This is a genomic window from Paenarthrobacter sp. YAF11_1, from assembly GCF_052113445.1.
In the GTDB taxonomy this organism is placed as follows: domain Bacteria; phylum Actinomycetota; class Actinomycetes; order Actinomycetales; family Micrococcaceae; genus Arthrobacter.
The window spans coordinates 1-25368 of sequence record NZ_JBFRDF010000011.1 but is presented as its reverse complement, the minus strand read 5'-3'; the positions used below and the strand labels follow the sequence as shown (position 1 = coordinate 25368).

The 25368-nt window shown below is 63.5% G+C and carries 21 protein-coding genes and 1 pseudogene; 12 read left to right on the top strand and 10 right to left on the bottom strand.

Going from position 1 to position 25368, the window contains the following annotated elements:
- Positions 1-94 precede the first annotated feature (94 nt).
- On the bottom strand, positions 95-2311 hold the full coding sequence (locus tag AB4Y77_RS16605) for a hypothetical protein (RefSeq protein ID WP_442014677.1): 2217 nt from the start codon (positions 2309-2311) through the stop codon (positions 95-97).
- A gap of 350 nt (positions 2312-2661) precedes the next feature.
- Here AB4Y77_RS16605 and AB4Y77_RS16600 point away from each other — a divergent pair, with 350 nt between their 5' ends.
- The gene (locus AB4Y77_RS16600) at positions 2662-3096 is read left to right on the top strand and encodes a CBS domain-containing protein (RefSeq protein WP_442014676.1); all 435 of its coding nucleotides are present in this window, start codon (positions 2662-2664) and stop codon (positions 3094-3096) included.
- 52 nt (positions 3097-3148) lie between these two features.
- Here AB4Y77_RS16600 and AB4Y77_RS16595 read toward each other — a convergent pair whose 3' ends face one another.
- Entirely contained in the window at positions 3149-3445 is a 297-nt protein-coding gene (locus tag AB4Y77_RS16595; protein ID WP_442014675.1) for a hypothetical protein, read from the bottom strand.
- An 88-nt stretch (positions 3446-3533) separates the two neighbouring features.
- Here AB4Y77_RS16595 and AB4Y77_RS16590 point away from each other — a divergent pair, with 88 nt between their 5' ends.
- A complete protein-coding gene (locus tag AB4Y77_RS16590) occupies positions 3534-6095 on the top strand; it encodes a Tex family protein (RefSeq protein WP_442014674.1) in 2562 nt (853 codons plus the stop codon).
- 131 nt (positions 6096-6226) lie between these two features.
- On the opposite strand, the gene AB4Y77_RS16585 is transcribed toward AB4Y77_RS16590, so the two are convergent.
- The 3 genes from AB4Y77_RS16585 to AB4Y77_RS16575 all read right to left on the bottom strand — a co-directional run bounded on the left by AB4Y77_RS16585 (position 6227) and on the right by AB4Y77_RS16575 (position 8688).
- Positions 6227-7282 (bottom strand): alpha/beta hydrolase, encoded by a 1056-nt coding sequence (locus tag AB4Y77_RS16585; protein WP_442014673.1) that lies wholly within the window; start codon positions 7280-7282, stop codon positions 6227-6229.
- Entirely contained in the window at positions 7279-7671 is a 393-nt protein-coding gene (locus tag AB4Y77_RS16580) for a DUF1622 domain-containing protein (RefSeq protein WP_442014672.1), read from the bottom strand. Before AB4Y77_RS16580 ends, AB4Y77_RS16585 begins: the two co-directional genes overlap by 4 nt.
- A gap of 102 nt (positions 7672-7773) precedes the next feature.
- The gene (locus AB4Y77_RS16575; protein WP_311211873.1) at positions 7774-8688 is read right to left on the bottom strand and encodes an MSMEG_6728 family protein; all 915 of its coding nucleotides are present in this window, start codon (positions 8686-8688) and stop codon (positions 7774-7776) included.
- Between the two features lie 83 nt (positions 8689-8771).
- On the opposite strand from AB4Y77_RS16575, the gene AB4Y77_RS16570 reads away from it, so the two are divergent.
- The 3 genes from AB4Y77_RS16570 (at position 8772) to AB4Y77_RS16560 (ending at position 11251) form a co-directional block, all read left to right on the top strand.
- Complete coding sequence (locus AB4Y77_RS16570) at positions 8772-9803, top strand: adenosine deaminase (RefSeq protein WP_442014671.1); 1032 nt, start codon at positions 8772-8774, stop codon at positions 9801-9803.
- 157 nt (positions 9804-9960) lie between these two features.
- Positions 9961-10875 carry a pullulanase X25 domain-containing protein gene (locus tag AB4Y77_RS16565; RefSeq protein WP_442014670.1) on the top strand — a complete coding sequence of 305 codons (915 nt, stop codon included), beginning with the start codon at positions 9961-9963 and terminating at the stop codon, positions 10873-10875.
- 91 nt (positions 10876-10966) lie between these two features.
- On the top strand, positions 10967-11251 hold the full coding sequence (locus AB4Y77_RS16560) for an acylphosphatase (protein WP_442014669.1): 285 nt from the start codon (positions 10967-10969) through the stop codon (positions 11249-11251).
- A 24-nt stretch (positions 11252-11275) separates the two neighbouring features.
- Here the strand turns inward: AB4Y77_RS16560 and AB4Y77_RS16555 are convergent, their stop codons facing one another.
- Both AB4Y77_RS16555 and AB4Y77_RS16550 read right to left on the bottom strand, forming a co-directional pair.
- On the bottom strand, positions 11276-12160 hold the full coding sequence (locus AB4Y77_RS16555) for a ribokinase (RefSeq protein ID WP_442014668.1): 885 nt from the start codon (positions 12158-12160) through the stop codon (positions 11276-11278).
- A gap of 47 nt (positions 12161-12207) precedes the next feature.
- Positions 12208-12981: a GntR family transcriptional regulator gene (locus AB4Y77_RS16550; RefSeq protein ID WP_311211878.1), complete on the bottom strand. Its 774-nt coding sequence runs from the start codon at positions 12979-12981 to the stop codon at positions 12208-12210.
- A gap of 135 nt (positions 12982-13116) precedes the next feature.
- Here AB4Y77_RS16550 and AB4Y77_RS16545 point away from each other — a divergent pair, with 135 nt between their 5' ends.
- Positions 13117-14586 (top strand): MFS transporter, encoded by a 1470-nt coding sequence (locus AB4Y77_RS16545; RefSeq protein ID WP_442014667.1) that lies wholly within the window; start codon positions 13117-13119, stop codon positions 14584-14586.
- Positions 14587-14683: 97 nt separating this feature from the next.
- Positions 14684-15676 carry a nucleoside hydrolase gene (locus AB4Y77_RS16540; protein ID WP_442014666.1) on the top strand — a complete coding sequence of 331 codons (993 nt, stop codon included), beginning with the start codon at positions 14684-14686 and terminating at the stop codon, positions 15674-15676.
- A 94-nt stretch (positions 15677-15770) separates the two neighbouring features.
- On the opposite strand, the gene AB4Y77_RS16535 is transcribed toward AB4Y77_RS16540, so the two are convergent.
- The gene (locus AB4Y77_RS16535; RefSeq protein ID WP_442014665.1) at positions 15771-16523 is read right to left on the bottom strand and encodes an ArsR/SmtB family transcription factor; all 753 of its coding nucleotides are present in this window, start codon (positions 16521-16523) and stop codon (positions 15771-15773) included.
- 445 nt (positions 16524-16968) lie between these two features.
- Between AB4Y77_RS16535 and AB4Y77_RS16530 the strand changes: the two genes are divergently transcribed.
- Genes AB4Y77_RS16530 through AB4Y77_RS16510 form a run of 5 tightly spaced genes read left to right on the top strand, consistent with a single transcriptional unit; the run spans position 16969 to position 23351 of the window.
- Entirely contained in the window at positions 16969-19044 is a 2076-nt protein-coding gene (locus AB4Y77_RS16530; protein ID WP_442014664.1) for a beta-galactosidase, read from the top strand.
- Positions 19044-20024: an ABC transporter permease gene (locus AB4Y77_RS16525; RefSeq protein ID WP_311211883.1), complete on the top strand. Its 981-nt coding sequence runs from the start codon at positions 19044-19046 to the stop codon at positions 20022-20024. Before AB4Y77_RS16530 ends, AB4Y77_RS16525 begins: the two co-directional genes overlap by 1 nt.
- 56 nt (positions 20025-20080) lie before the next feature.
- On the top strand, positions 20081-20950 hold the full coding sequence (locus AB4Y77_RS16520) for a carbohydrate ABC transporter permease (RefSeq protein WP_442014753.1): 870 nt from the start codon (positions 20081-20083) through the stop codon (positions 20948-20950).
- A 5-nt stretch (positions 20951-20955) separates the two neighbouring features.
- Complete coding sequence (locus AB4Y77_RS16515; RefSeq protein WP_442014663.1) at positions 20956-22620, top strand: ABC transporter substrate-binding protein; 1665 nt, start codon at positions 20956-20958, stop codon at positions 22618-22620.
- 8 nt (positions 22621-22628) lie between these two features.
- Positions 22629-23351: a YesL family protein gene (locus AB4Y77_RS16510; protein WP_442014662.1), complete on the top strand. Its 723-nt coding sequence runs from the start codon at positions 22629-22631 to the stop codon at positions 23349-23351.
- Here the strand turns inward: AB4Y77_RS16510 and AB4Y77_RS16505 are convergent.
- The gene (locus AB4Y77_RS16505) at positions 23348-24685 is read right to left on the bottom strand and encodes an amidohydrolase family protein (RefSeq protein WP_311211886.1); all 1338 of its coding nucleotides are present in this window, start codon (positions 24683-24685) and stop codon (positions 23348-23350) included. The two genes, AB4Y77_RS16510 and AB4Y77_RS16505, sit on opposite strands and share 4 nt — an antisense overlap.
- A gap of 521 nt (positions 24686-25206) precedes the next feature.
- Positions 25207-25368, bottom strand: a pseudogene (locus AB4Y77_RS16500) (DUF222 domain-containing protein); the annotation flags it as partial.

Below are 25368 nucleotides of genomic sequence, written 5' to 3'. Positions count from 1 at the left end.
CCCAAACCCGCGAAAGAAGAGAGCGACGGCGGCACTCGCCTGTGAGCAAGAGGCAAGTGCCGCCGTCGCCGGCTACAGAGGGTCCATATGCCAGCTAGCCATCCGACGACTTTTTGGCAGGCTTCCTCGGAGCCGCCCGGCGGGAACGGGCCGCCGGAGTTGGGGGAATCAGTTCTTTGACCTGGGCCAGCACTGCGGAGTTGGCGCCCCGGGTGCCCAGGTCCTTTGCAAGGGTTTCCACCTCGGACTTTGCGGCGGCGCTGTTGTCCGCCTTCGCGTGGAGTTCCGTGCGCAATTCCACCAGGCCGCGGTAGGCCAGGTTGCTCGCCGCGCCGGCAGACTGTTGATAGCTGGCAAGGCCGGCATCGGTCAGGGCCAGCGCCCGCTGGGGATCAGCGCTATGGTGCTTGACCATCTTTTCGTCCTTGCGGCGATAGAAATCATCACCCACAGACTGCGCGACGGCGGTGGCCGCCTTGACGCCCAAAGGCTCACCGCCAAAGCGTTCTGCGGCCTCGGTCAAGGCATTCAAGCCTCTCTCCAAATGGGGAGACATGGACCCTTCAAACGCCAAGGTCAGGCCAACTTCGCGGGTGAAGAACTCAGTAGCGAAGCGGTCCTCTTCCCTGGTGACAGGGAAACCAACGCGCAGCGGCAACGTGTTGGACGCCTGCACGATGCCGTCCGTGGAATAGACGGCGCGAACCAGATACTGCCCGGGTTCGTCGAAAGCGAAGCCCTCCACCCCGTAAGCAAGCTGGACGAGTTGGCTGAAGCGATCACTGCCGTCGTCGTCGCCCACCGGCGCCGGTGCCAGCGTGACCATTTCCGGGAGGCCGTAGAAGCAGACCACCGATTCGTGCAGCACCACCGTTCCGTTGGGCTTCTGGATGTACACGGTGGTGTTGCCGTAGCGGGGATCCAGCCGGCCATCCACCATGACCGGCACGTCAGTGGTATTCCGCAGCCGGAACTCGATGGACACAGGTTCCATGTAGTCGAAGTGGTCCTTTGCAGAGAGCGTCAGTTCCACGTCGCTGCCCGGACCGGAAACTGTCATGGCGCCCGCCGGGGATTCCAAGTGCCCACCGGAGGCCCAAGGATCGCCGCCCATGATCACGGAGGCGCGGTCTCCGTGGCGCATGTGGAGGAGCTCATCGTCGTCGAAGCGGAAGCGGAAGTTGCCCCAGAAGGAGTCAGTGCCGTTGCGCTGATCGTATTTCCAGTCGTAGTTCATCCAAGACAGCGAGTCCGGGCGGGCCTTGTCCCAGGCATGCAGGAAGTTGAACGCGTGCCCGGCCTCGTGGACCCAGGTGTAGAGGAAGTGCCGCATGGCCCACGCCTGATCCTGGGTGACCGGGTTGGAGACGAGGTTGGTGAACCAGGAGTGGTTCCGGAAGACCGCAAAACCTTGGCGGTCCGGTCCGCGGCCTGCCCCGCCAAAGCCCGCAGCGGCGTCGAACATAATGCCACCCACGCCGGCGGTGTCGAAGATACCGGCCTGGATGCCCCACATGTTCCATGCCGGCCATCCCGAGTTGTACTTGCCGAACGAGGTTTCCATGGCGTCATGGAGTTCTCCGACGTTCCAGGAAGCGAAGCCTGCCGCGCTGTCGTCGATGACTGTGTGGACCGGATCGATGGTGACCGCGATTCCGGCGTCCGTATAGGAGGACTCGATGGTGATGGTCCGGTCGGGCAGGTCAGCGGGACGGTTGGTGTGGGCATGGCTGTTGTAGATGGGGACCTTGGGCTCGATGTCCACCGAGGAGCAGTAGTCCAACTCCAGGTTCATGTCACGGAAGGCCTCCGAACGGTAAGAGCACGCATAGGGCTGGCCGAGGATCCCGCCGGACGTGAACGTGGCAACAGCCCCGGTAACAGCACCATGGGACCACGAGACCACAATGTCCACGGTGGTGGCAGGGTGGGTTCCTTTCCAAAAGCGGACGGTCCCCAGGACATGCACGTCGGTGTCGGTGAAGGTGATGGCAGGGATGTCCACAATCCAGGACTCCACATACGTCTTCACCAACTGGTTGACACCGGCGACCTTGACGAAGCGGGTGCTGTAGAAATCGCCGCTGACCTTGTTCATGACCGGCGACTCGGCGTTGCCGCGGGCGTCGATATCCAAACGGAGGTCCAGGGCGCTTCCTATGGGGCCGGGGTTGCCTTGGAAACCTTCATAGCGTCCACTGACCGCTGCGGGACGCCGGCACCTCCAGAATTCCGTTGAGGGAAGGGACTGGACAGGGTTATTGGAGGGGACAGGGGTGTAGTAGGTGCTGGGGACGTTGGGGGTGTCCATGAGGGGATCTTTCTCGCTCTGAAGCAGTCAAATATGCGATCGCCCACGCGCTCTTGGCGCAGAGGCGGCATGACGGTCCAGGGCGGGGCGGGGTGCGCGTGATGAGACTCAGATGAGGCTCAGTTGAGTTGAAATGGCCAATGCCCAGAAGCCGTGTGTAACCCACACTGAGGATACTCCAGCGAATGGACTATATCCAGAGAAACCAGGCCATTTTTTGGTCGGCAGAGGGCCCCGATGATCTGGTCAGCGGTACCCGCCGGGCGTAGGCTGGCATCATCGGCGCCCGGAGCCGAAGGACTCGTGCCGAAGGCCCCGCGTCGATCACCCCAATCGATGAAGGAGGACCCATGAGTGCCGTACGTGAATTCATGACCACGGATGCGCAGTGCATCGCCGAGGATAAAACTCTCCAGGAAGCCGCCATGCTGATGAAGGATCTGGACTGCGGTTCACTTCCCATCTGCGGCAGCGACGGTAAGCTCACCGGCTTCATCACCGACCGCGACATTGTGGTCAAGTGTTTGGCCGAAGGTAAGGATGCCCGCGAAGTCCTTGCCCGCGAGCTCGCCACCGGCAAGCCGTACTGGGTGGACGCCGATGCCAACGTGGACGAGGCCGTCACCATGATGGAGGACCGCCAAGTGCGCCGCCTGCCCGTCATCAGCGACCACAAGTTGGTGGGCATCATCAGCCAGGGCGATATTGCCCGCAACCACTATGCCGAACAGCGCCTCGGCGAAATGGTGGAGCACATCTCCGCCAAGGAGCACATGGCCCACTGAGTCCGGCTTAGCGGTTCCGCAGCATCCATGCCAGCCGCCGCGAGGCCCTCCCTTAGAGGAAGGCCTCGCGGCCCGTTCCTTCACGCAACACCAGTTCGCCCGCTTCGATGGAGACGATCAGGCTCTTGGGTTTCCCCACGAGCTTCTTGGTTGCGCTGAGTTGTCGGCTACTGACTTCCACCCCCACCGTGGCACCCTTGGCGGGAAGTTCCACCGTGACTTCGTCGGCCATCCCCAGCAGCATCTTGGTGGAGATGCCGCGCTCGGACACGGCTTCCTTGCCGTTGACGGTGACGGTCACGTCATCGGAATCAAACCCGTCCTGAAGGATGATGAGCAGTTCCTGCATGGTCCAACTACAGCACTAACGGCGTCCCCGGGATAGGCCTTCCCGCTACCCGCCTTCGGAAACTGTCGGCCACGTGAGGCAAACTGTCATGGTGACTTCAAATCTCCAACACCAGTCAGCTGATTCCGCCATCCACGCCCAGATCGCCGCTGAACTCGGCGTCAAGGCCTGGCAAGTCAAGGCCGCGGTGGAACTGCTCGACGCCGGATCCACCGTCCCGTTCATCGCCCGCTACCGCAAGGAAGTCACCGGGACGCTCGATGACACCCAGCTCCGCGACCTCGAAGAACGGCTCAGATACCTGCGTGAGCTGGAAGAACGTCGTAAGTCCGTACTCGAAGCGATTGCCGCGCAAGGCAAGCTGACCCCGGAACTGGAAGCCGCCGTCGTCGGTGCCGATACCAAGGCGCGCCTTGAGGACATCTACCTGCCGTTCAAATCCAAGCGCCGCACCAAGGCCCAGATCGCCCGCGAAGCCGGGCTGGAGCCGCTGGCCGACGTCCTGCTCGCCAATCCCCAGCTTGACCCCACTACCGAGGCCGCCAAGTACCTGAACTCCGAGCACTCCATCGACGACGCCACCGCAGCGCTCGCAGGAGCCCGCGCCATCTTGGTGGAGCGTGTGGGGCAGGACGCCGATCTCGCCGAAGACCTGCGTGAACGCCTCTGGAAGCAGGGACGCATGGTGTCCCGCGTCAAGAAGGGCATGGAGACCGAGGGCCAGAAGTTCAAGGATTACTTCGAGTTCACGCAGGTGCCCTCCGGCATGCCGTCGCACCGCGTGCTCGCGCTGTTGCGTGGTGAAAAGGACGGTGTCCTGGAGTTGGATCTCGCCGAGGCGGACCCCGCCGACGACGACGCCCTGGCGGCCGCCCGCGGCAAGTACGAGAACGCTGTGGCCAAGTGCCTCGGAGTCGTCAACCAGGGGCGGCCCGCCGATACCTGGTTGACGCAGACTGCCCAGCTCGCCTGGCGGGGCCGCATCCTGGACCGACTGACCACCGATCTTCGCGGACGTATGTTCGCGGATGCCGAGGATGAAGCCGTGCGGGTCTTTGCCGCCAATCTGCGCGACGTCCTGCTGGCTGCTCCGGCCGGAAACAGGTCCACGCTGGGCTTGGACCCGGGGCTCCGGACCGGCGTGAAGGTGGCCGTAGTGGACGGCACGGGCAAAGTGGTCACCACGGATACGATCTACCCGCATGCCCCTGCGAAGAAGTGGGACGAAGCCCTGGCCACCCTCGGCAGGCTCGCCAAGCAGTACAACGTGGAACTTGTCGCGATCGGCAACGGCACCGCCTCCCGCGAGACGGACAAGCTGGCTACCGAGCTGATCAAATCGCTCGAAGCCGCAGGTTCCAAAGGTCTTCAGAAGCTGGTGGTCTCCGAAGCCGGAGCTTCCGTGTACTCTGCCTCTGCTCTGGCTGCTTCCGAACTTCCGGGCATGGACGTTTCGCTGCGTGGAGCTGTGTCCATTGCCCGCCGCCTTCAGGATCCCTTGGCGGAACTGGTCAAGATCGAGCCGAAGTCCATCGGCGTGGGGCAGTACCAGCACGACGTCACCGCCGCGAAGCTGGACCGTTCCTTGGATGCCGTGGTGGAAGACTGCGTGAACGCCGTGGGCGTGGACGTGAACACCGCATCACCAGCGCTGTTGAGCCGTGTGGCCGGCGTCGGTCCCTTGCTGAGCGAGAACATCGTGGCTTACCGGAACGAGAATGGCCCGTTCGCCAAACGCAGCGACCTGAAGAAAGTGCCGCGGCTGGGCGCCAAGGCCTTCGAACAGTGCGCCGGCTTCCTCCGCATCACCGGGGGAGCGGAGCCGCTGGATGCCTCCAGCGTGCACCCGGAGGCTTACTCCGTGGCCCGCAAGATCCTGGTTGCAGCCGGTGGCGGACCCGCCACGGCACTGGATCCACAGTCTTTCGTGGACGGCACCTTCGGTCTGCCTACGGTCAAGGACATCATGTCCGAACTGGAGAAGCCGGGCCGCGATCCACGTCCTGCGTTCAAGGCGGCGTCGTTCTCAGAGGGCATCGAGAAGATCTCCGACCTCAAGCCCGGCATGATCCTTGAGGGCACAGTGACCAACGTGGCCGCGTTTGGTGCGTTCGTGGACGTCGGCGTGCACCAGGACGGGCTGGTCCACGTCTCGGCGCTGTCCAACAAGTTCGTCTCGGATCCCCGCGAAATAGTGAAGTCCGGCCAGGTGGTCCGGGTCAAGGTCCTTGAAGCCGACCCCGAGCGGAAGCGCATCTCTTTGACGTTGAGGCTCGACGACGAACCCGGCGCAGCGGGCGGCCGCAGCTCCGGCGGGCGTGCTTCGGGCGGGCAGAGTACCGTCGAGCGTGCAGGTGGCCAGCCTGGTCAGCGCGGCGGCGGACAGCCGGGCCAGGGGGCGCCGCGGCAGGGCCAGCCGGGTCAGCGTTCCGGCCAGCCCGGCCAAGGGGCGCCGCGGCAGGGCCAGCCGGGTCAGCGTTCGGGCCAGCCGGGCCAGCGCGGCGGTGGCCAGCCGGGTCAGCGTTCCGGTCAGCCCGGCCAGGGTGATCGTCGTCAGGGCGGCGGGCGGCCAGGCAAACCCCAGCAGGCTCCGGAGCCCGCGAACACGGCCATGGCTGAAGCTCTGCGAAGGGCTGGACTCGGAAAGTAGCGGCGGACTCGGGAAGTAGCGGCGGACTCGGGAAGTAGGCCAACCCCCGTCGAATCCTCGTCTTGTTCGCCTGACGGTCCCCACTACGGTGAGGCGGACGAACAAGGCCGGGTTTGCCCAGCGCGCGTGGGCTACAAACCCGCGGTCCTGGCTTCCCACACCTCCGCATCCGAGGGCTGGAGGGCCATGGGCAGCCAGCGTCCGATGCGTTCGAAGGCCTCTCGCCTCACCGGTTCCGGTGAGAGGAAGATGTCGTGGAACGCGTTCGGCAGCCGGCTCACCGTGACGGTGTCCGCCAAGGACAGCGAGCGGTGGGCCACGGCGTCCACGTTGAGGGCGACGTCGGCGGTGAGTGCATCAGCGGACCACTTTGGCTGCAGATAGCTCTTGTCCGAGAGAAGGACGAGCACGGGAACGTCGATGCCCAGACCTGCTGCCACGGTGGCTTGGCCGCGGAACACGGCGTCGAGGAAGGCCGGAGTCACCGGGAAGCCCCGGTCTGGCCGCCACTCGAGGTTGTAGTTCCACTCGCCATCCAAAGTGGCTGACACGGCCCGGGTGTAGATCCCCGGATCCACTGGCGGCAGTGGCGCCAGGGGGTGGAGCCGGGCGTGGAGCCCCACCAAGGGAGCGATCGCCCGTCTGCCCAGCTCAGTCGCCTGGAATTCCAGCCACGGACTGTTGAGGATCAACGCCGACGCCATTCCGGGATGGCGGGCAGCCCACAGGCTGAGCGTGAGCCCGCCAGTGGAGTGGCCCAAGAGAATGAGCGGCCGATCCTGCCCAGGGATGCCTTGGCCAGGAACACCGGAGCGGCCCATTGCCGACAACGCTGCTGCGATGTCGGCGTCGTAGTCAGTCAGGTTGGTGACGAATCCCGGGACCATGCCCGGGCTCAAGCTGCGGCCGTAGTTGTGCAGGTCCAGGGCGTAGAAGCGTGCGCCGGCCCGGTGCCAGAACTCGGCTACGTGCTTTTGGAAGAAGTAGTCGGACCAGCCGTGAACGTAAAGGACATCGGCATCGAAGTCAGGGGCTTCAGCAACGTCCAGCCACGGAGCGCCGGTGTCCAGGCACTGCCCGTCAGCGCCGAGGTAGCGAACTAACGTGGCGTCAGCGCCGCCGTCGAGGTTGAGCGTTTGCTGCTCAAAGCCTTCGCCAAGAATGTCCGGTTTCCACGGCTGCGTCATGACTGTGATCGTAGCGGTTCGCCAGTGTCGGCGTCCTTTTCCTTTTGCCATGGCCAGCGGCCGGTGATTTCAAGCTCAAGGGAGAAGCTCAGGAAGGTCCGGATCAGCACGATAATCGCCAGAACACCGACGCTCTCAAAGGTGGGAGTGACCGCGACGGTTCGGATGATGTCGGCGGCCACCAGGAGTTCCAGCCCCAACAGGATGGAACGGCCCAACAACTGCCGGTAGGAGCGGTAGGGGGAGAACGGCGTGAGCCCCTGCGCCCGTTTGGGTTGATACCCGCGCAGGGCCATCGGAACGGAAACCAAGGCTCCGATCACCATGACCGCTACCCCGGCGAAGTCCATGTACCGGCCGACTGCTTCGATGATGTGCTGGAAATCCATGACACTCCCTGCCTGGGTGCGGGCTGCCGCCGTCGAGTCGTCGCCGTGTTCGCCTGTCAGGCCGCACTACGGTGTGACAGGCGAACAGCGGCGGGTTCCAAGCTACAGCGCGGGTGCCGGGACCGGGAAGAAGACCCGGGGATCCTGCAGGAGCGCGGGGTAGTCGAAGTCGGAGCGCTTGATGACGTTGGTGACCTCGAAGTTGCGGGCGAAGCGGCCGGCCACCGTGATGGGCCGGCCCTGGATCAAGCCAACAGCGAACGTCTGGCCATCATCGAACGGGACGGCCAGCTCGGTTTTGCCGGGCAACGTGTTGAAGGCCTGCTCCTGTGCCTGGCGCTTCCGCGTGGGCTTCTTCTCGCGCGGTGCGACCGGACGTTTCTTGGGGCCGCCTACCTGCCGGCGGGACTTCTCCTCCGCGTACACAAACTGGTACTCGTCAGGGTCCGCAACAGGCGTGGACTTGGCCTTGCCGTGTGGCGGCATGCTGACGGTGGTGAGCTGCTCCGGACGGAGGTCCTCCACGTTGGAGCGCAGGATCAAGAGGCGGTCCTCTTCCGGGTCCTCCGGGTGGAACTCGTGCTTGGGCTCAGGCCACACGTATTCCAACTTTTCCTCGATGCCGGGGAAAATCTGCGCATAGTGCTTGGGGTCTTTGCCCAGCAGCTTGGAGCGGTGGCTGAGGTGCAGGTCCTCGTGTCCGAGCCACGGCGGCATGACGATCCGGGAGGCGTAGTCCGGGTGGGCTGCCTGCGGGGCGAATTCGGCGATGTTCGCGCGTGTGTTGTCCGGGTGCCCGCGGTCCATCCATTCATCTGCCATGGCCAGGCCGTACATGGTGAGGGCAGGGACGTGGCCCATCCACATGCGGACGGCAGGGTGCTGCTGCCAACCGTACTCCGGGATCACCAAAGCGCGGAGGACCTGGAGTGCTTCGACGCGCTGCTTGCCGAGCCTTGAGGTGTCGAGCGCCTTGGCACTCTCACGGAAATCGGCGAAGGGGAGGAAAGTCTGCATCCTTTCAGTTTGAGGGTGCCGGGCGTGAGAACCAAGTTGAGTGCTCCGGGACACGTGCCTTTGTTGGGGCCTAGAGTTGCAGGGTGGAAACTTTTGACGAGAAAACTGTCACCACGGCGCCCCCGGTTGCCGAACTGCACCTGCACATCGAAGGGACTCTCCAGCCAGAGTTGATCTTTGCCCTGGCCGAACGAAACGGCATCGAGTTGCCGTACGAAGACATCGAGGAACTGCGCGAAAAGTACGAGTTCACGGATCTGCAGTCCTTCCTGGACCTCTACTACGCCAACATGGCTGTTCTGCAGACCGAGCAGGACTTCACCGACATGACGCGTGCCTACCTGAAGCGGGCAGCCGCCGGGGGAGTGCGCCACGCGGAAATCATGATGGACCCCCAAGCCCACATCTCCCGGGGTGTGGCACTGGAAACCTGCGTCAACGGCGTGGCCAACGCCTTGTCCACCTCCGAAGAAGACTTTGGCGTCTCCACCCTCCTCATTGCCGCGTTCCTGCGGGACATGTCCGAGGACTCTGCCCTGGAGGTTCTGGACCAGCTCCTTGCCATGCATGCACCGATAGCGGGCATCGGGCTGGACTCCGCAGAGGTGGGCAATCCGCCGTCGAAATTTGAACGCCTGTACCAGCGCGCCGGCGAGGCCGGGCTGCGCAGGATCGCCCACGCGGGCGAGGAAGGCCCGGCCAGCTACATCACCGAGGCCTTGGATGTGCTCCACGTGGAGCGGATTGATCATGGCATCCGGTGCATGGAAGACACGGACGTGGTCCAGCGCCTGGTGGCGGAGCAGGTCCCACTGACTGTGTGCCCGCTCTCCAACGTGAGGTTGCGCGCAGTGGACAAGCTGGAGGACCACCCCTTGCCCGAAATGCTCGCCATCGGCCTGAACGTTTGCGTGAACTCCGACGACCCCGCCTATTTCGGTGGCTATGTGGACGACAACTTTGAACAACTGGCCAAGGTCCTGGAATTCTCCGTGCCGGAACAGGCCACGTTGGCGGCCAACTCCATCCGTGCTTCGTTCGCCAGTGACGCCCGGAAGTCGGTTCTGCTGGACGAGGTCACCGAGTGGGTGAAGGCTTCGGTTCCCCACGCCTGAACGGCCCATGGACCCAGTCAGCCGATACCCGTAGATCACTTGCGGCGTCCGGGATGTCACACTCGGTCACGACACACGCTGTTTACCTTCTGCAGTCGCGGGAATTAACAATTCATTGGCAAACTGCAAGAGAGTATTCACCCGTTGAAGGAGAAGCATGGGCGCGAACACCGCCGAGAACACCAACCTTCGTCTGAAGGCCGTACTGGACATCCTCGCTGAAAGCGTGTGGTCCGAGACAACCCTCAACGCCGGCGAGGTCCTGGCCGAAGCGATCGTCCGCGTACCTTTCAATGATCACGAGGCTGAACTTCTTAGTGGCGGCATCCCCCGCGGCCACAAGACACTCACCTCGGCATCGGCCAAGCTGGTGAAGGCCGGATGGCTGGTCAAGGGCCGTTCCGGCTGGACCATTCCGGAGGACGGCTTGCGTGCGACCGTGGCTTTCCCGGATGCGGCCGCTTTCGGAGCAGCGCTCGACGCCGGAACCCCGGTTCCAGCCGACGTTCCCGTCCCGACGGCCCCGCCTGCGACCGCGCTGCCCGCGAAGACTGCGGCCAAGAAGGCAGCAGCCACCAAGCGGGCTGCGGCTCCGAGGAAAGCGGCTGCTCCGAAGGTCGCGGCTACCGACGTAGCGGAGCCAAAGGTTGCCGCCGCAAAGGTGTCGGCACCCAAGGCCAAGGCCGCCACAGCCACCAAGGCACCGGCCGCGAAAAAGGCCACCCGCAAGGCGCCGGCCAAGGCAGCGTCGAGCCCCGCCGTCGAGACCGTGCCGCAGCCGGACGCCGTCGCCATTGCCGGAGACTTCAACAAGATCCTGGGAGCTCCCGAGGACTGGGCGCCGCAGTACGACGAAGCCCAGATGGAGTTCAACCCGCTGGTTCAGGTGTGGACCATCACGGCTGAACTGCCCGCCGGTTTCTACACGTACAAGATCGCGCTCAACCGTTCGTGGGATGAGAACTACGGTGCGTTCGGGGCGCGCGATGGCGCCAACCACGAGTTGAACCACGACGGCGGCCCGGTCACCATCACGTACAGCCACGAGACGCGGGACATCGTGGTCGGCTAGTTTTCCGGTTCGAAAACCTGCCCTTGTTTGCTCTCCTCTTCGTTGAACGATGAGTGGGACGGACAGGGGCAGGTTTCGTTAAGGTGGTTCCATGACTGACGAAGCCCAGCGCGTCACAGCCCGCATCACCGGCGTGGTCCAAGGCGTGGGATTCCGCTACTGGACTGCCCGGAAAGCCGACGAACTCACGCTGAAGGGAACGGTGCGCAACAGCCCCGACGGCTCGGTGGAGTTGGTTGCCGAGGGAACTGGCGCCGATGTTGAGCACCTCATGAAGTGGCTCCACTCGTCACGTGCCCCGGGCCGCGTGGCGGACGTTGATTTCCACGTGTCCGAGGCCACAAGCGAGTTCAACGACTTCCGGATTATCGACTAGGGGCCGAACCGGTCCCACGCTGACTCAGGCAGGCTGAACAGCAGTCCGCGTCGCCTCAATGTAGTGCTCCAGAGGCTTCAGCGCGGGCTGCGATGAAGCATCCCGGACAGCGTCCGCGCCAACGGCATTTGCCACTGCCAGGGCGTGCGAATACTCCAGCGCGGACTGAAGTGCCAGGACCAGGGCAGCGCAGAACGCATCCCCTGCGCCGATGGTGTTGGCAATATCAGTGACGCGCACGGCAGGGGCCTCGGCCACCCGTTCGCCGTCGACGAAGATTGCCGAGCCATCGCCACCGTAGGTGACGGCAACCAGGGGAGCGTCGCGAAGAGCGGGAATCAGCTCATACTCCGTCTCGTTCACGATCACCAGGTTGCAGCGTTCCAAAAGTTCGGGAATGATCGGCGCCGCCGGGGCGGCGTTCAGGACGAAGAAACCCGTTGCGCGCCGGGCAGCCTCCAACACCACGTCCTGGTCCACTTCGAGCTGGCAGAGGACAGCCTCGTCGGCACCGAAGCTCACGCCTTCCAAGGACACGGAACCGTTGGCGCCGGGGCACACCACAATCTTGTTCTCGCCCTCGCTGTCCACCAGCACCAATGCGGTACCGGTAGCGGCGTCCACGCGGGCAATGTCCTGGACGTCGACGCCGGCACCTGACATCGCGCTGATGAGGCCGAGGCCAGCGTCATCCTGGCCTACTGCCCCCACCATGCGGGACGTACCCGCGAGCCGGGCCGCCGCAACCGCTTGGTTGGCGCCCTTGCCGCCGGGCTGCTGGCGGAGGATGCCGCCGCCCACGGTTTCGCCCGGGGAGGGAAGCCGGCCGGCGGTGGCGGTGATGTCGAGGTTGATGCTGCCCACCACGGTCAGGGATGAGGGCGCAGCAAACTGGGGGGACGTGCTCATGTAAGGTCCTTTACGGGTGAAGGTCGGTTCAGGAAATCAGGGGAAAGTCAGGAGGACTGGATGACGGAGAGGTGGCCGGCCTTGGCAGCCACCAGGCATTTGGCGAGGTAGAAGGCATTGCCGCTCCGGCGCACGTATTGGGTGAGCACAAGTACGGGATCGGACGGGCGGAGGCCCAGCAACTTGGCGCGGCTGGGACCTGCGGTGCTGAGGCTGATTTCGCATTCGCCGGGACCGAGGGAAACTCCGGGAAGACCGCCGAGGACCTCCAGAAGCGTGGACGCGGAAAGAGTGGGAGCCTCTGCCGCTTCGGCCAGGGCCTGGGCTTCAGGGATTCCTTGGGCCACGTTTTCCTGCAAGTGGGCAACTGGTTCGCCGTTCCTGATGAGCACGCTTTCCCAGAACCACACGTCCTCATCGGGCTGCACGCCGATGCCAGGAGCCACGAATTCCGACGCAGGCTGCTTGATGGCGGCGACCCGCTTGACCTGGATGTCCTGGTCCGGCCCGCCAAGGAGTTGGTCGAACGGACGAATGTGTTCGATGCCGATGCGGGGGAGCGAGTCGGCAACGAAGCGGCCCACACCGCGGCGTGCCCGGGTGAGTCCGTCTTCTTCGAGCAACATCAGCGCTTCCCGGATCACGGTGCGGCTGACGTCCATCATGGTGCCCAGCTCGGTCTCCGTGGGAAGCAGCGAGCCTGGCGGCAGGATCTTGGTGCGGATGGCCTCGGCGATGCGGGAGTAGGCCGCGACGCGCAAAGGCTGACCTGGCTGGGTGGCGATGGGTCGTGACAGGAACTGGACGGCGTTGTCGGTCAAGGGTGCCTCACTTGAGATGGGTTACCGACACTGTACCGGATGAGTGTGACAGGTTGCACAAGCTCGTAATACATGCTTGTATAACAACTCACATCTCGTGGCGCCGCCCAGCGCCCTCGGACAAAGGAGTTTGATGTGAACATCCCCACCGCCACAGGCCCGCAGACGGTCGACCCGCAGCCCGTCGACCCGCAGGACCCAGCATCGACGCAGACACCGGCAGCAGCCACGGACGAAGGCCGCTTCCACGGCAAAGCCGCCGCCCTGCTGATCACCACGCTGGTCCTGGCAGTGCTGGCCTTCCAGCTCAACGCCAGCATGATCACTCCGGCACTCCCGCATATCGGCTCCTTCTTCGGCGAAACACCTGAAGCCGTGGCGCAGGTTCAATCGATGTTCTTCCTTGCCGGCGCCATTTCCGGTCCGGTCATCGGCCGATGGAGCGACTTCATCGGCCGCCGCAATGCCCTCCTCCTGGTCCTGGCGATCATGGGCGCGGGAACGGTGCTGTGTATTTTCGCGCCCACCCTGCCTCTGCTGGTCACGGGCCGCTTCCTGCAGGGTGTCTCCAGTGCCATCTTTGCGCTGTCCTACATCGTGCTCAATGAGTACCTGCCGGCCCGGCTCTTCGGCACCTCCATCGGCATCATCGCGGCCATCAACGGCGGCGTTGGCGGCGTGGATGGCTACTTCGGCGGACTCATGGCCGAGACCCTTGGCTTCCAGTCGATCTTCGTCGCTGTCCTGGTACTGGCCGCGATCGCCGTCGTCTGCGTCATCAAAGTGGTCCCCGGCGGCAAGTCCGCTGCGGCTCCGGGCCGGATGGACTGGTGGGGCGCAGGTTCCCTGTCCGTGTTCCTGGTCTTCATCACCTATTTTGTCTCCACGGGTTCTTCGGCCGGCTGGACCTCGCCTGCCGCCCTCGGCCTGCTCGCTGGCAGCATCGTTTCCTTTGCCGCGTTCTGGCTCATCGAGAAGAAGCGCGAAACTCCGCTGGTGGCAGTTCACCACCTCCGTTCACGCCAGGTCTGGCCCGTCATCGCCACCACCGTGCTGACGCTCGCCGGAATCTTTGCCATCATCAACTTCACCGTGGTGTTGCTGAGCCAGGACAAGGAAAACGGCTTCGGCCTGTCCGCGTCGGTCGCCGCCCTGCTCTTCCTCACCCCGGCTGCACTGATCGGCGTCTTCGCCGCACCGCTGGCCGGCTGGATCGCCGACCGCCGCGGTTGGATCAAGACCGTCCGGGTCGGCACGGCAACCAGCCTCGCCTGCGCGATCGCCGCAGCACTGTTCTCGCATCACCAAGTGGCCGTCCTGATTGCGATCGCCGCCCTGGGCATCTTCTACAACGGCTTCTTCCTCACGGCCATCAACGGCCTGTCCGTCCTGCTGTCGCCCAAGGAAGCACCGGCCGCTTTGCCAGGCATCAACGGTGCCTCGTTCGGCATCGGGGCGAGCCTCGGCGTCGTGATTGTTGCCCCGTTCGCGGGCCTCGGCACCGCTGCCGGGTACTCCACAGCTCTGTGGATCTCAGTGTCCATCACTGCTCTGGCCTTCATCGTCAGCCTGTTCATCGCGGCTCCCAAGGGCGAAAAGATCTAACGCACGACGTCGGCACGCGGCTTAGCGCGCCACGCACCAGAGCTTCACCCCACCCGCCCAACAAGCAGTCCGCTCCATCCTGAAACGAGAGACCACCATGACCCAGCCCGCACCCTTTTTCCTTGACTGCGATACCGGCATCGACGACGCCCTCGCCCTCGCCTACCTCCTGGCCTCTCCGCGGGCGGAGCTGGTAGGAATCGGCACCGTCAGCGGCAATGTCAGCGCGGCCGGCGGCGCCCGGAACACCCTGGACCTGCTGAACCTGGCCGGCCACCCGGGCATTCCGGTGGCTGTCGGGGCGCACGATCCGCAGGTGGGCACCTTCCACGGCGGGGCCCCGCACGTGCACGGCGACAACGGCATCGGCGGAGTGGACCTGGCTCAGTCTGACCGCGAACCGGTGAAAGCCACCGCTGCCGAACTGTTGATCCAGCTGGCCCACCAGTACGCGGGAGAGTTGCGGCTGGTGGCCATTGGCCCGCTGACCAACATTGCCGAGGCGCTGCGCCTGGAACCCAAGCTGCCCGAGCTCATTGCCGAGGTCACCATCATGGGCGGCGCGGCGCTGGCCCCGGGGAACATCACGCCGGTGGCCGAAGCCAACATCGCCAACGATCCCGAGGCCGCTGCTGAGGTCCTGGCTGCCGACTGGAACGTCACCCTGGTACCCCTGGACGTCACCATGACCAACGTCCTCGAAGAGAATCACCGGCAGGAACTGCTGGCCACCGACCACCCGGTGTCGCAGGCACTCGGAGAAATGCTGGGCTACTACTTCGGCTTCTACATCGACATTTTCGGCCGGGCATGCTCGGCGATGCACGATCCCCTCGCCGCGGCCATCGCCGTCAGGGGAGTGGAGTTGACCCTGGCTCCCACCGTTCGCGTCCAGGTGGACACCACGGACGGACCCGGTCGCGGCCAGACTGTGTGCGATCTCCGTGGACAGTACGCCGGCTTCCCGGAGCAGCGCGGTGCCCGCTGCCGGGTAGTGATGGAAATTGGCGAGGACTTCGCACCGCACCTGCTGGGTACTTTGCAGGCGGCCTGGCTTACTGAAGAGCAGGAGACCGTGCCCGTCGCCTAACGGGCGGGAGACTGGGGCATCGACGACGACGGCGGCAGCGGCCCGCCGTCGTCGTCCGCGTTTAAGCTGTGCTGCCTGTACGCAAAAGCTGTGCCTACGTGTACATGAGCGAGCCGGGCGTGGTGAGCTTTTCGCCGGTTTCCAGCCAGGTTTTGAGGCCGGACAGGATCATGGGCCAGCCGCCGTAGAGTTGGTCGTTGGCGCCTTCGCGGAGTTGATCGTGCGTGACGGTGAGGTGGCATGAGTCGCCCACGGGTTCGATTTCCCACGTGATGCGTGACGTTCCCTCGGCCTTCACGTCGTCGCCCCACAGCGCACGCATGGTTTGGACGAGGCGTCGCGGGGGATCGACTTCGATGTTCTCGCCCTCGCCGAGCGGTGCGCCGGCATTCGCGTTGTGCATCTCGAAGCGGCTACCGGGTGTCCAGTCCGAGGTAAAAGTGTTTCCGAACTGGTACTTGCTGCGGATGTCGCTGTCCGTGATGGCTTCCCAGAGCCGTTCCGGAGTGGTCTTGATGTAAATCTCGAAGATCTTTTCCATGGGACTTTCCAATCTGGATTTGAGGTCGCTGAGGGCAGCGGCCCATGGTTCTGCGTATTTACTCACCCAGCGATCGTGGATGAGGCGGATGGGTACCGGGTTCAGGAAGTGCAGCTTTTCACGACCCCGACGGCGGGTGACCACCAATCCGGCATCTTCCAGCAGCTTGAGGTGCTTGGCGATGCCGAAACGGGTCATCTCGAACCGGGCCCCCAAGGCGGACGCGGACTGGCCATCCTCGCGGAACAGTTCGTCCAGCAATTCCCTGCGGGTGGGGTCTGCCAAGGCCTTGAACACGGTGTCCATGGCCTCAGGATAGGTGACCATTTGGTCACGTGTCAATGGTTTCGAACCTGGTCCTCGGTGGGCGGGGGATGGCGGCGAGATCGTGGGAAGCGCGTGAGATCGCCGTTCCTTTCCCAGTGATCCCGCAGGCTTCCCGCGAACTCGGCAGCGCCCGGCAGCGTAGCGGCCCGCCTGGCACGGGTGCTTCGACCGGCGGTACCTCCGATAGTTTCCATACTTGATCGGAAACTTCCTTGATAACCCATGCAATTTGGCCCGCTACGACTGCGATTTGTTGCTCCGAAACACCCCCATTGAGGCGGCAGCGACTGGAATTCAGGGCCTCAAGGTTACTCATGAGTTTCCGATACCAGCCTGTTGTTATTGCGTAAACTTTACGATAGTTTCTCTCTGTGATGTGCGTCGCACTGCGATGTGGGCGACGAAGGCCGAGTGAAGGACAACGATGACCATCCACCCTGAGGACTTGCGGACAGCCGAGGCGCGGCTGCAGCAACTGCACCAACGAATAGGCGGCATAGCCTATGGCGGGGATTACAACCCCGAGCAATGGCCCCGCGAAGTGTGGCTCGAGGACGCACAACTCATGCAGCAGGCCGGGGTCAACCTGGTGACGCTGGCGGTTTTTTCCTGGAGCCGCCTGGAGACCAGCGATGGCGTGTTCGACTTTGGTTGGCTGGACGACGTCATGGACCTGATGCACTCGCACGGCATCGGCGTTGACCTGGCAACACCGGACGCCGTGCCGCCGGCCTGGTTGGTGGAGCAGCACCCGGACATCATGCCGGAGCGCCCCGACGGCAGCATTTTTGGCTTCGGATCCAGGCAGCACTTCGATGTTTCCCACCCCGTGTACCGGGCCAAGTCGCTGGCCCTGGCCGAGAAAATGGGGGAGCGCTACGCCAGCCACCCTGCACTGCGGATGTGGCACGTCGGCAACGAATACGGTCCGGTGTCCTATGGGCCTTGGGCTGAGAAGGCGTTCCGGGAATGGCTTCAGCGAAAGTACTCGTCCCTGGATGACCTCAACCAGGCGTGGAGCACCACGGTGTGGGGCCAGCTCTACTCCGACTGGAACCAGGTCCGCCTCCCCGCCCAACCCCGCACGTGGTCCAACCCGTCACGCCGCCTGGACTTCCACCGCTTCACGTCGGACAGCATGCTGGAACATTTCAAGGCCGAGCGGGATGTCCTTCGCCGTCACAGCCCGGATCTTCCGATCCTCACCAACTTCATGCGCTTCTACAAGACCAACGACTACTGGGCCTGGGCCGCTGAGGAAGACGCCGCGGCACTGGACATCTACCCGGACCCTCGTGAGGAAGACGCCCACATCGCGGCAGCGTTGAACTTCGACCTCATGCGATCACTCCGCCAAGGCCAGCCCTGGATGGTGATGGAGCAAGCCACCGGCGCGGTCAGCCAATGGTCCGTCAACGTCTCCAAGCTTCCGGGCAAGATGCGGCTCGGCTCTTACCAGGCCATAGCCCAGGGCGCAGATTCCATCCTGTTCTTCCAGTGGCGGCAAGCCAAGGGTGGAACCGAGCGCTACCACTCGGCCATGGTGAACCATGCCGGCCCGAACACCCGGATCTTCCGGGAAGTGTGCCAGCTCGGCCAGGAACTGAAGTCCCTTGGTGACCTGACGGGCACACGGTCCACGGCCAAGGTGGCCATCGTTTTCGACTGGGACTGCTGGTGGGCGTTGGAGCTAGGCAACTCGCCGAGGTCGGACCTGAACTACGCGCAGGAAGTCCTGCGGTTCTACCGTCCCTTTTTCGAGGCCAACATCACTGTTGATTTCGTCAACGCCAACAGCGACCTTTCCGGGTACAGCCTGGTGATCATGCCGGCGTCGTACCTCCTCACCGACGCTGCTGCTTCCCGGTTTGAGAACTACGTGGCCGACGGCGGACGGCTGGTGGTCTCCTACCTTTCGGGCATCGTGGACCAGGACAACACCATCCGGCTGGGCGGCTACCCGGGCGCGTTGAGGAACGTCCTCGGTGCCTGGAGCGAGGAAATGCACCCGCTCGCCGGCGCGGACGAGCAAGTAAAGCTCTCAACGCCCGACGGCGGCACCTCCTCCGCGAGTTACTGGACTGAGCATGTGCACGCCGAATCCGCGGAGGTCCTGGCCAGCTACTCCTCGGGCCGCCTTGCCGGCGCTCCGGCCGTCACCCGAAATTCCTTTGGTCTGGGCACCGCACTGTACGTGTCGGCACGCGTTGACGAGGACTTGCTGAACCAGTTCCTGGAAGACCAACTCCGCGCGGCTGGTGTGGAGCCGGAACTGAAGGCGCCCGCGGGAGTCCAGGTCCGGCGTCGTGCTTCCGTTGCCGCTGACGGCACCAACAAGAGCTTCCTCATGGTGCTCAACTACAACGATGCGCCGTCCGGCGTTGACGTGCTCGACGGCGGCACGGACCGCCTCAGCGGACGCGCGGTCACCGGGCTGGTTGAGCTCCCTGCCAACGGTGTCCTGATTCTCGAGGAAACTGCAGGACGGGCGGCGGACTGATGGCATTACGACTGGATGTTCCACCCAAAGCGGTGGCGGGCCCTGAACCGGCATCGGCAAAGAAGCGGCGCAACAAGCCCGGGAGCTGGAAGTTGGCACTCAAACGCGACTGGCGCTTGTACACGCTGCTGGCACTGCCGCTGCTGTATCTCCTGATTTTCAGATACCTGCCCATGGCCGGCAATGTGATCGCTTTCCGCCAGTTCCAGCCCGGAGGCAGCATCTTCGGCGAGAAGTGGGTGGGCTTCAAATACATCACCCTGTTCATCAACGATCCCAGCTTCTGGCAGGCCTTCCAGAACACCATCATCCTTGGTGTCCTGACCCTGGTGTTCTGCTTCCCGATGCCCATCATCTTCGCGCTGATGCTCAACGAGCTGAGGTCGCAGAAGTTCAAGAAGTTCGTCCAGACCGTGGCCTACCTGCCGCACTTCATGTCCGTGGTGATCATCGCCGGCATGATCCTGCAGAACTTCTCCATGACCGGCACCGTGAACCAAATAGCGGAATCGTTGTTCGGAACCACCGTGAACTTCACGCAAGACCCGGGCTGGTTCAGACCCATGTACATCAGCTCCGAGGTCTGGCAGACCATGGGCTGGGGCGCCATCCTCTACCTTGCCGCGCTGACCCGCGTGGACGAATCCCTGTATGAAGCGGCCAGGATCGACGGCGCCAACCGCTGGCAACAGACCTGGCACGTGACGCTCCCCGCCATCAGGCCAACCATCATCACCCTGCTGATCCTGAACATCGGCACATTCATGGCGGTGGGCTTCGAGAAGATCCTGCTCATCTACAACCCGCTCAACTACGCAACCTCAGACGTCATCTCCACCTACCTGTACCGGGTGGGCCTGGAATCCAGCAACTTCAGCTACGCGGCCGCCATCGGAATGTTCGAATCCGTCATCGGCCTCACGCTGATCCTCTCAGCGAACGCGATCTCAAAGCGGCTCGCAGGAACGAGCCTGTGGTGAACAAGACAGCTACTGCCATCAAGGGCGGCGCCGCCCAAGGCGTCCTGGTGAAGGATATGAAAGTCTCACGCGCCATGCGGTTCTTCCGGGCCTTCAACCTGGTGTTCCTGCTGCTGGTGGTGTTCCTGACGGTGTACCCGTTCCTGAACATCATTGCCCAGTCGTTCTCCAGCGAAGGGTTCATCAACGCCGGCCAGGTCAACCTGTTCCCGATGGGCTTCAACACCGAGACGTACAAGCTGATCCTGGCCGACTCCACGTTCTGGAACAACTACGGCAATACCGTCCTGTACACCGTGGTGGCAACGGCCATTTCCATGGTCCTCACCACCGCCTTCGCCTACGCAATCGCCAAGAAGGACCTCAAAGGACGCAGCGTCTTCATTGGCCTGGCCGTGTTCACCATGTTTTTCAACGGCGGGCTGATTCCCAACTACGTGCTCATCAGTTCCCTGGGCATGCGCGACACCATCTGGGCCGTGGTGCTGCCGAACGCCATCAGTGTGTTCAACCTGCTCATCATGAAGTCCTTCTTCGAGAACATGCCCCGCGAACTGGAGGAAGCAGCGTCGATTGATGGGCTCACCCAGTACGGGGTGCTGTTCCGGGTGGTGTTGCCGCTCAGCAAGGCAATCGTGGCCACCATGATCCTGTTCTACGCCGTAGCCAACTGGAACTCCTGGTTCCAGGCCTTCCTCTACCTCGACAATCCGGACCTCTTCCCGGTCACCATCTACCTGCGCAACATGATCGCCGGAGTCACCACAGCGGGCTCAGCCGGCGGAACAGCGGAGAACGTCGGCCAGATCGCCGCCAACATCCAGTCGGTCACCATCGTCCTGACCGTCATCCCCATCCTTTGCGTCTACCCCTTCGTGCAGAAGTACTTCTTCTCGGGCGTCATGCTCGGTTCCGTCAAGGAATAACCCTTATGAAAGGACATCCCATGATCCACAAACCTGAGCTCCGCAGGCCAGAATTCCGTAGGCGCGATTTTCTTGGACTCGCCTCCGTTGTCACCATCGGACTCATGCTGACCAGTTGCGACGCCGAAACCACCGAAAAGGTGGATACGTCCAAGTCCCGCAACGGTGCGATGGACAGCTTCGGCGTTGGTGACACGTTCAAGGCGACGGTGCCGCTCACGTTCACGTTCCTGTTCTCCGATCAGCCAACCTACCCGTATAAGAAGGACTGGCTGCTGTTCACCAAGATGGCCAGCGACAACAACGTCACCTTGGAACCCACCATCGTGCCCAACAGCGACTACGAGCAGAAGCGCAGCCTGCTCATCAGCTCAGGCAGCGCCCCGGAAATCATCGCCAAGACCTACCCAGGGCAGGAAGCAGCGTTCGTTTCCGCCGGTGCCGTCCTTCCCGTCAGCGACTACGTGGACCTGATGCCGCACTTCCAGGAGAAGGTGAAGAAGTGGAAGCTGGAGCCTGAGATAGAAGGACTGACCCAGGAAGACGGTAAGTACTACGTCCTGCCCGGCCTGCACGAGGAACTCTGGCCCGACTACTCCCTGTGCTTCCGCAAGGATGTGCTGAAGAAGGAAGGCCTTACCGCGCCCACCACCTGGGACGAATTCCGTGAGGTGCTGCGCTCGCTGAAGAAGGCCTACCCGGACGTGGTGCCCTACTCCGACCGGTTCAAGGGCGACAGTGTCCTGAACATTGCCAGCGCCGCCTTCGGGACGCAGGCCGGGTGGGGGCTGGTGGACGGCCTGCAGTTCGATGAGGACAAGAAGGAGTTCGGCTTTGCCGCCGGCTCGGACAAGTTCAAGGACCTGGTGACCTACTTCAACTCCCTGGTGTCCGAGGGCCTGATGGACCCTGAAAGCTTCACCCAGACCGACGACTCCGCCATCCAGAAATTCGTGTCCGGCAAGTCGTTCGTCATCAGCGCCAACTCGCAGAATGTCATCACCTACCGCACGTCCATGGAGCAGTCCCTGGGCAAGGGCAACTTTGAGATCGGCAAGATCACGGTTCCCGGTGGCCCGGCAGGAGACATCATCGGTGGAACCCGGTTGGAGAACGGCATCATGCTGAACTCGTCCGTGAAGGACAAAGACAGTTTCGTGGCACTCATCCAGTACATCGACTGGTTGTTCTACAGCGACGCCGGTCAGGAGTTCAGCAAGTGGGGCGTGGAAGGAACCACGTTCACCAAGTCCGGCGGCAAGCGTCAACTCGCCTCCGACATCAACTTCCAGGGACTCAATCCCGCCGGCACCAAGGACCTCCGGGTGGAGTACGGATTTTCCGGCGGCAACTTCGCCTACGGCGGCGCCACGGAACTGCTGCAGTCCACGTTCAATGACGAGGAATTGGCGTTCCAGGAGGCCATGAAGGCCAAGAAGCCACGCCCCGTGCCCCCGCCCGTACCGTTCAACGACATTGACCGGGAGCAGGCGACCCTTGCACTCACCCCGCTGAAGGACCACGTCAAACAGAACACCCTCAAGTTCATCACCGGGCAGCGCGCTCTGGGCGAGTTCGACGCCTACGTCAAGGAACTCGACAGCAAGGGCCAGACGAAATACGTGGAGTTGGCGAACAAAGCCTACAAAGCGTACGCGGACAAGAAGTAGCTCTTCGGATGGCTGCAAAGGAAGCACAGTACGGGTCCGGCCCGTTGTTCAGGGCGGCGGGCGTGGTGTACGGCGTGATGGTGGGTGGGGCTTTGCTGGTGCTGGCCAATGCGCTGGTAGTGCTCATGCCGTTGCTGGCTGGACTCGTGGGTCCTATGGCGTTGTTGGGGATCGTGTTGGTGGGCCCCTCGGTGGTGGCTGCCTGCTACGCCTTTAATCGACTTCTCACCGGTGAGGATACGGGGGTATTCCACGACTTTCTGAAGTCTTACCGTCGCAACTTCGGCCAGGCCTTGGTGGTATGGCTTCCTTACGCTGCCCTCCTTGCAGTCATCGTCGCGAACCTCTCCAGCCTGCCGGGCAGCAACCCTGAAACGGTTGCTGCCCGGATCGGGCTGGTGGGGCTTGGCCTCTTGGTGAGCACGGCTGCCCTGCACGCGATGCTGCTGCTTTCCCGCTTCGATTTCCGCACCGTGGACCTCTACCGGCTGTCCATCTACAGCATTGGTGTCCGGAAACGGGTGGCACTGGGAAACGTGGGGATCCTCTTCATTACGGGCTTCGTGATGATCTCCACCAGCGTGTGGCTGATGTTGTTCGTCGGCGGCCTGATGGTCTACCTGCTGTGCCTGAATTCCCGACCGCTGCTGGCGTTGGTGGAGGAAAGGTTCACCGTTTCAGTAGCTGCCAGCGCAGCAGTTCCCGCGGCTGGATCCTCCCCGGCGGGCTAGAGGTTCGTCCGGACCACGGCACCTTGGGCGATCACCGTGCTGACCTTTTCCAGAGCCGAGCCATCGGTCAGGGGATCCGAATCCACCACCACGACATCCGCCATGGAGCCGCGAACCAAGCGACCGACGCTTTCGCCGCGTCCCAGCAAACGCGCCGCATTGGTGGTGGCTGCCTGCAATGCTTCCAAGGGGGTCAGTCCGGCTTCCGCGAGCAAGCGAGCCTCCGTGCCGATCGGTGTCACGTCCGTTCCGAAGGAATCGGTGCCGGCCACAATCGTGACTCCAGCGTCCTTGGCTGCGCGCACCGCGGCCTGAAGGATGGGTGTGTACTCCGTTCCGCGTGCGGCCAGGATCGGGTTGGAGGAGCGGGCCATGCTGGTGATGGCATCCATGGTGGGTGTGAAGAAGGTGCCGCGCCGGGCCATCTCCTGGATGGTCTTTTCCGTCATGAAGACGCCATGCTCGATGCTGCGGACCCCGGCGCGGACTGCGCCGTCGATTCCTTCGGCGCTGTAGGCATGGCAGAGGACACCGGCTCCCTTGGCTGCCTTAACGATCGCTCCGAGCTGATCCACGTTGTAGACCAACTCACGGGGATCCTGCTCCGGAAGGCCCGCCCGCGGGTTGGCGCGGGTCTTGATGACCTCGGCGCCGCGCTTGAGGTTGATGCGGGTCAGGTACGCGAGGTCCTGCGGCTCCGTCACGCCACCGCTGAGCGTCGCCAAAGGTGCCAAGTCCGGATCAGCCAAGAGGGAATCGCCCTGATCCGGTGAAATAAACAGCCCCGCCGGAGTCATCCTGGGCGAGAGTCCAGGAGCCCACGACGGCAGCGCTGCTAGGGCAATGTCCTGGTAGAAAGTGCTCGAACCGCTGCGTACGCTGGTGGCTCCGCCTTGCAGGAGGGCACGGGCGTCGGCCAGTGCGTTGGCGTGGACGTGGGCATCGACGAGTCCTGGCAGGACCCATTTACCCGAGGCGTTGAGCCTGCGGGCACGGTTCGCGACGGCGGCAACAGCCTTGCGCGTTTCGTCCCGGGTACCGACGGCGGTGACCTTGCCGCCGTCGAGCACCACCACACCATCTGCCACAGCGTCGCCGGTCTTTGGGTCAACCACTGTTCCGCCCTCGATAATGAGCGCCTGGGTGGTCAACGGACGTCCGGGGTAGTTCGGGCCAGACTTCGCGTTGTCCGCGAGGGCGGCTGGCGCTGATGCCAACTGCGTTGCGATGCCGGCCACGGAGATCCCGGCCAGTGCTGCAGCTCCGGCGAGGATGCCTCGGCGGGGCAACTCACCCTGGGGCTTGGGTGCTGAGGTGTGATCGTGAAGGCACATTGTTGGACTCCTGGGGAACGAGCTGCTGGGCCGCTACTTGGCTGCGGTTAAGCATTTGGTATTCCAGAATGCCTCAGGCTTGTGGGGTGACGCAAGCAATAGTTGAAACTTACTGAAGAGATTTGCCTGCTTGGTATTCCAAGACGTGGGCCTGCTTGGTGGACCTCATTGGTGGACGCGCTTGGGGGCATCCCAAAATTCCGACCCGCAAGTTCACTCCCGCCCGAGCCCGCGGCGCATCCCGCGCACACCGTTCCCGCGGCGCATCCCGCGCGCGCCGTTCCTGCGGGGCATCCCGCGCGCGCCCAGCATCAGGCCTGGCCCGCACGCCGTTATTGAGGCAGTCCAAGACGCGCCCAGCATCAGGCTGGGCTCCGGACACCGTTAAAGAGGCATTCCGGGACGCGCCCACTATCAGGCCGGGGCCCGCGCACGCCGTTATTCAGGCAGTCCCGACAGTCCCGAGAGTCTTCGTTCGTTGCCGGTGTTGGGCGGGGTTGTGTTCTGCTGAGGCTTTCTTGTGTTTTGTGGGGTGTGTGGTGGTGGTTGCGTCGGGGTGTTTGGTGGGGGTCGATGTGGGGTGGGGGGATGAACCAGGGGACGCCGGTTTCCATGTCGATCCGCCACTGTTCCTTGTGGATGAGGTGGTGGTGGTGGCTGCAGAGCAGGGTGCCGTTCTCTGT

Coding starts and splice junctions, on each gene's coding strand:
- AB4Y77_RS16585 (WP_442014673.1), bottom strand. CDS start 7,282: ATGACGCAGCCGTGGAAACCGGACATTCTTGGCGAAGGCTTTGAGCAG.
- AB4Y77_RS16530 (WP_442014664.1), top strand. CDS start 16,969: ATGACCATCCACCCTGAGGACTTGCGGACAGCCGAGGCGCGGCTGCAG.
- AB4Y77_RS16540 (WP_442014666.1), top strand. CDS start 14,684: ATGACCCAGCCCGCACCCTTTTTCCTTGACTGCGATACCGGCATCGAC.
- AB4Y77_RS16520 (WP_442014753.1), top strand. CDS start 20,081: ATGAAAGTCTCACGCGCCATGCGGTTCTTCCGGGCCTTCAACCTGGTG.
- AB4Y77_RS16560 (WP_442014669.1), top strand. CDS start 10,967: ATGACTGACGAAGCCCAGCGCGTCACAGCCCGCATCACCGGCGTGGTC.
- AB4Y77_RS16515 (WP_442014663.1), top strand. CDS start 20,956: ATGAAAGGACATCCCATGATCCACAAACCTGAGCTCCGCAGGCCAGAA.
- AB4Y77_RS16510 (WP_442014662.1), top strand. CDS start 22,629: ATGGCTGCAAAGGAAGCACAGTACGGGTCCGGCCCGTTGTTCAGGGCG.
- AB4Y77_RS16605 (WP_442014677.1), bottom strand. CDS start 2,311: ATGGACACCCCCAACGTCCCCAGCACCTACTACACCCCTGTCCCCTCC.
- AB4Y77_RS16555 (WP_442014668.1), bottom strand. CDS start 12,160: ATGAGCACGTCCCCCCAGTTTGCTGCGCCCTCATCCCTGACCGTGGTG.
- AB4Y77_RS16580 (WP_442014672.1), bottom strand. CDS start 7,671: ATGGATTTCCAGCACATCATCGAAGCAGTCGGCCGGTACATGGACTTC.
- AB4Y77_RS16565 (WP_442014670.1), top strand. CDS start 9,961: ATGGGCGCGAACACCGCCGAGAACACCAACCTTCGTCTGAAGGCCGTA.
- AB4Y77_RS16600 (WP_442014676.1), top strand. CDS start 2,662: ATGAGTGCCGTACGTGAATTCATGACCACGGATGCGCAGTGCATCGCC.
- AB4Y77_RS16505 (WP_311211886.1), bottom strand. CDS start 24,685: ATGTGCCTTCACGATCACACCTCAGCACCCAAGCCCCAGGGTGAGTTG.
- AB4Y77_RS16535 (WP_442014665.1), bottom strand. CDS start 16,523: ATGGACACCGTGTTCAAGGCCTTGGCAGACCCCACCCGCAGGGAATTG.
- AB4Y77_RS16525 (WP_311211883.1), top strand. CDS start 19,044: ATGGCATTACGACTGGATGTTCCACCCAAAGCGGTGGCGGGCCCTGAA.
- AB4Y77_RS16575 (WP_311211873.1), bottom strand. CDS start 8,688: ATGCAGACTTTCCTCCCCTTCGCCGATTTCCGTGAGAGTGCCAAGGCG.
- AB4Y77_RS16595 (WP_442014675.1), bottom strand. CDS start 3,445: ATGCAGGAACTGCTCATCATCCTTCAGGACGGGTTTGATTCCGATGAC.
- AB4Y77_RS16590 (WP_442014674.1), top strand. CDS start 3,534: ATGGTGACTTCAAATCTCCAACACCAGTCAGCTGATTCCGCCATCCAC.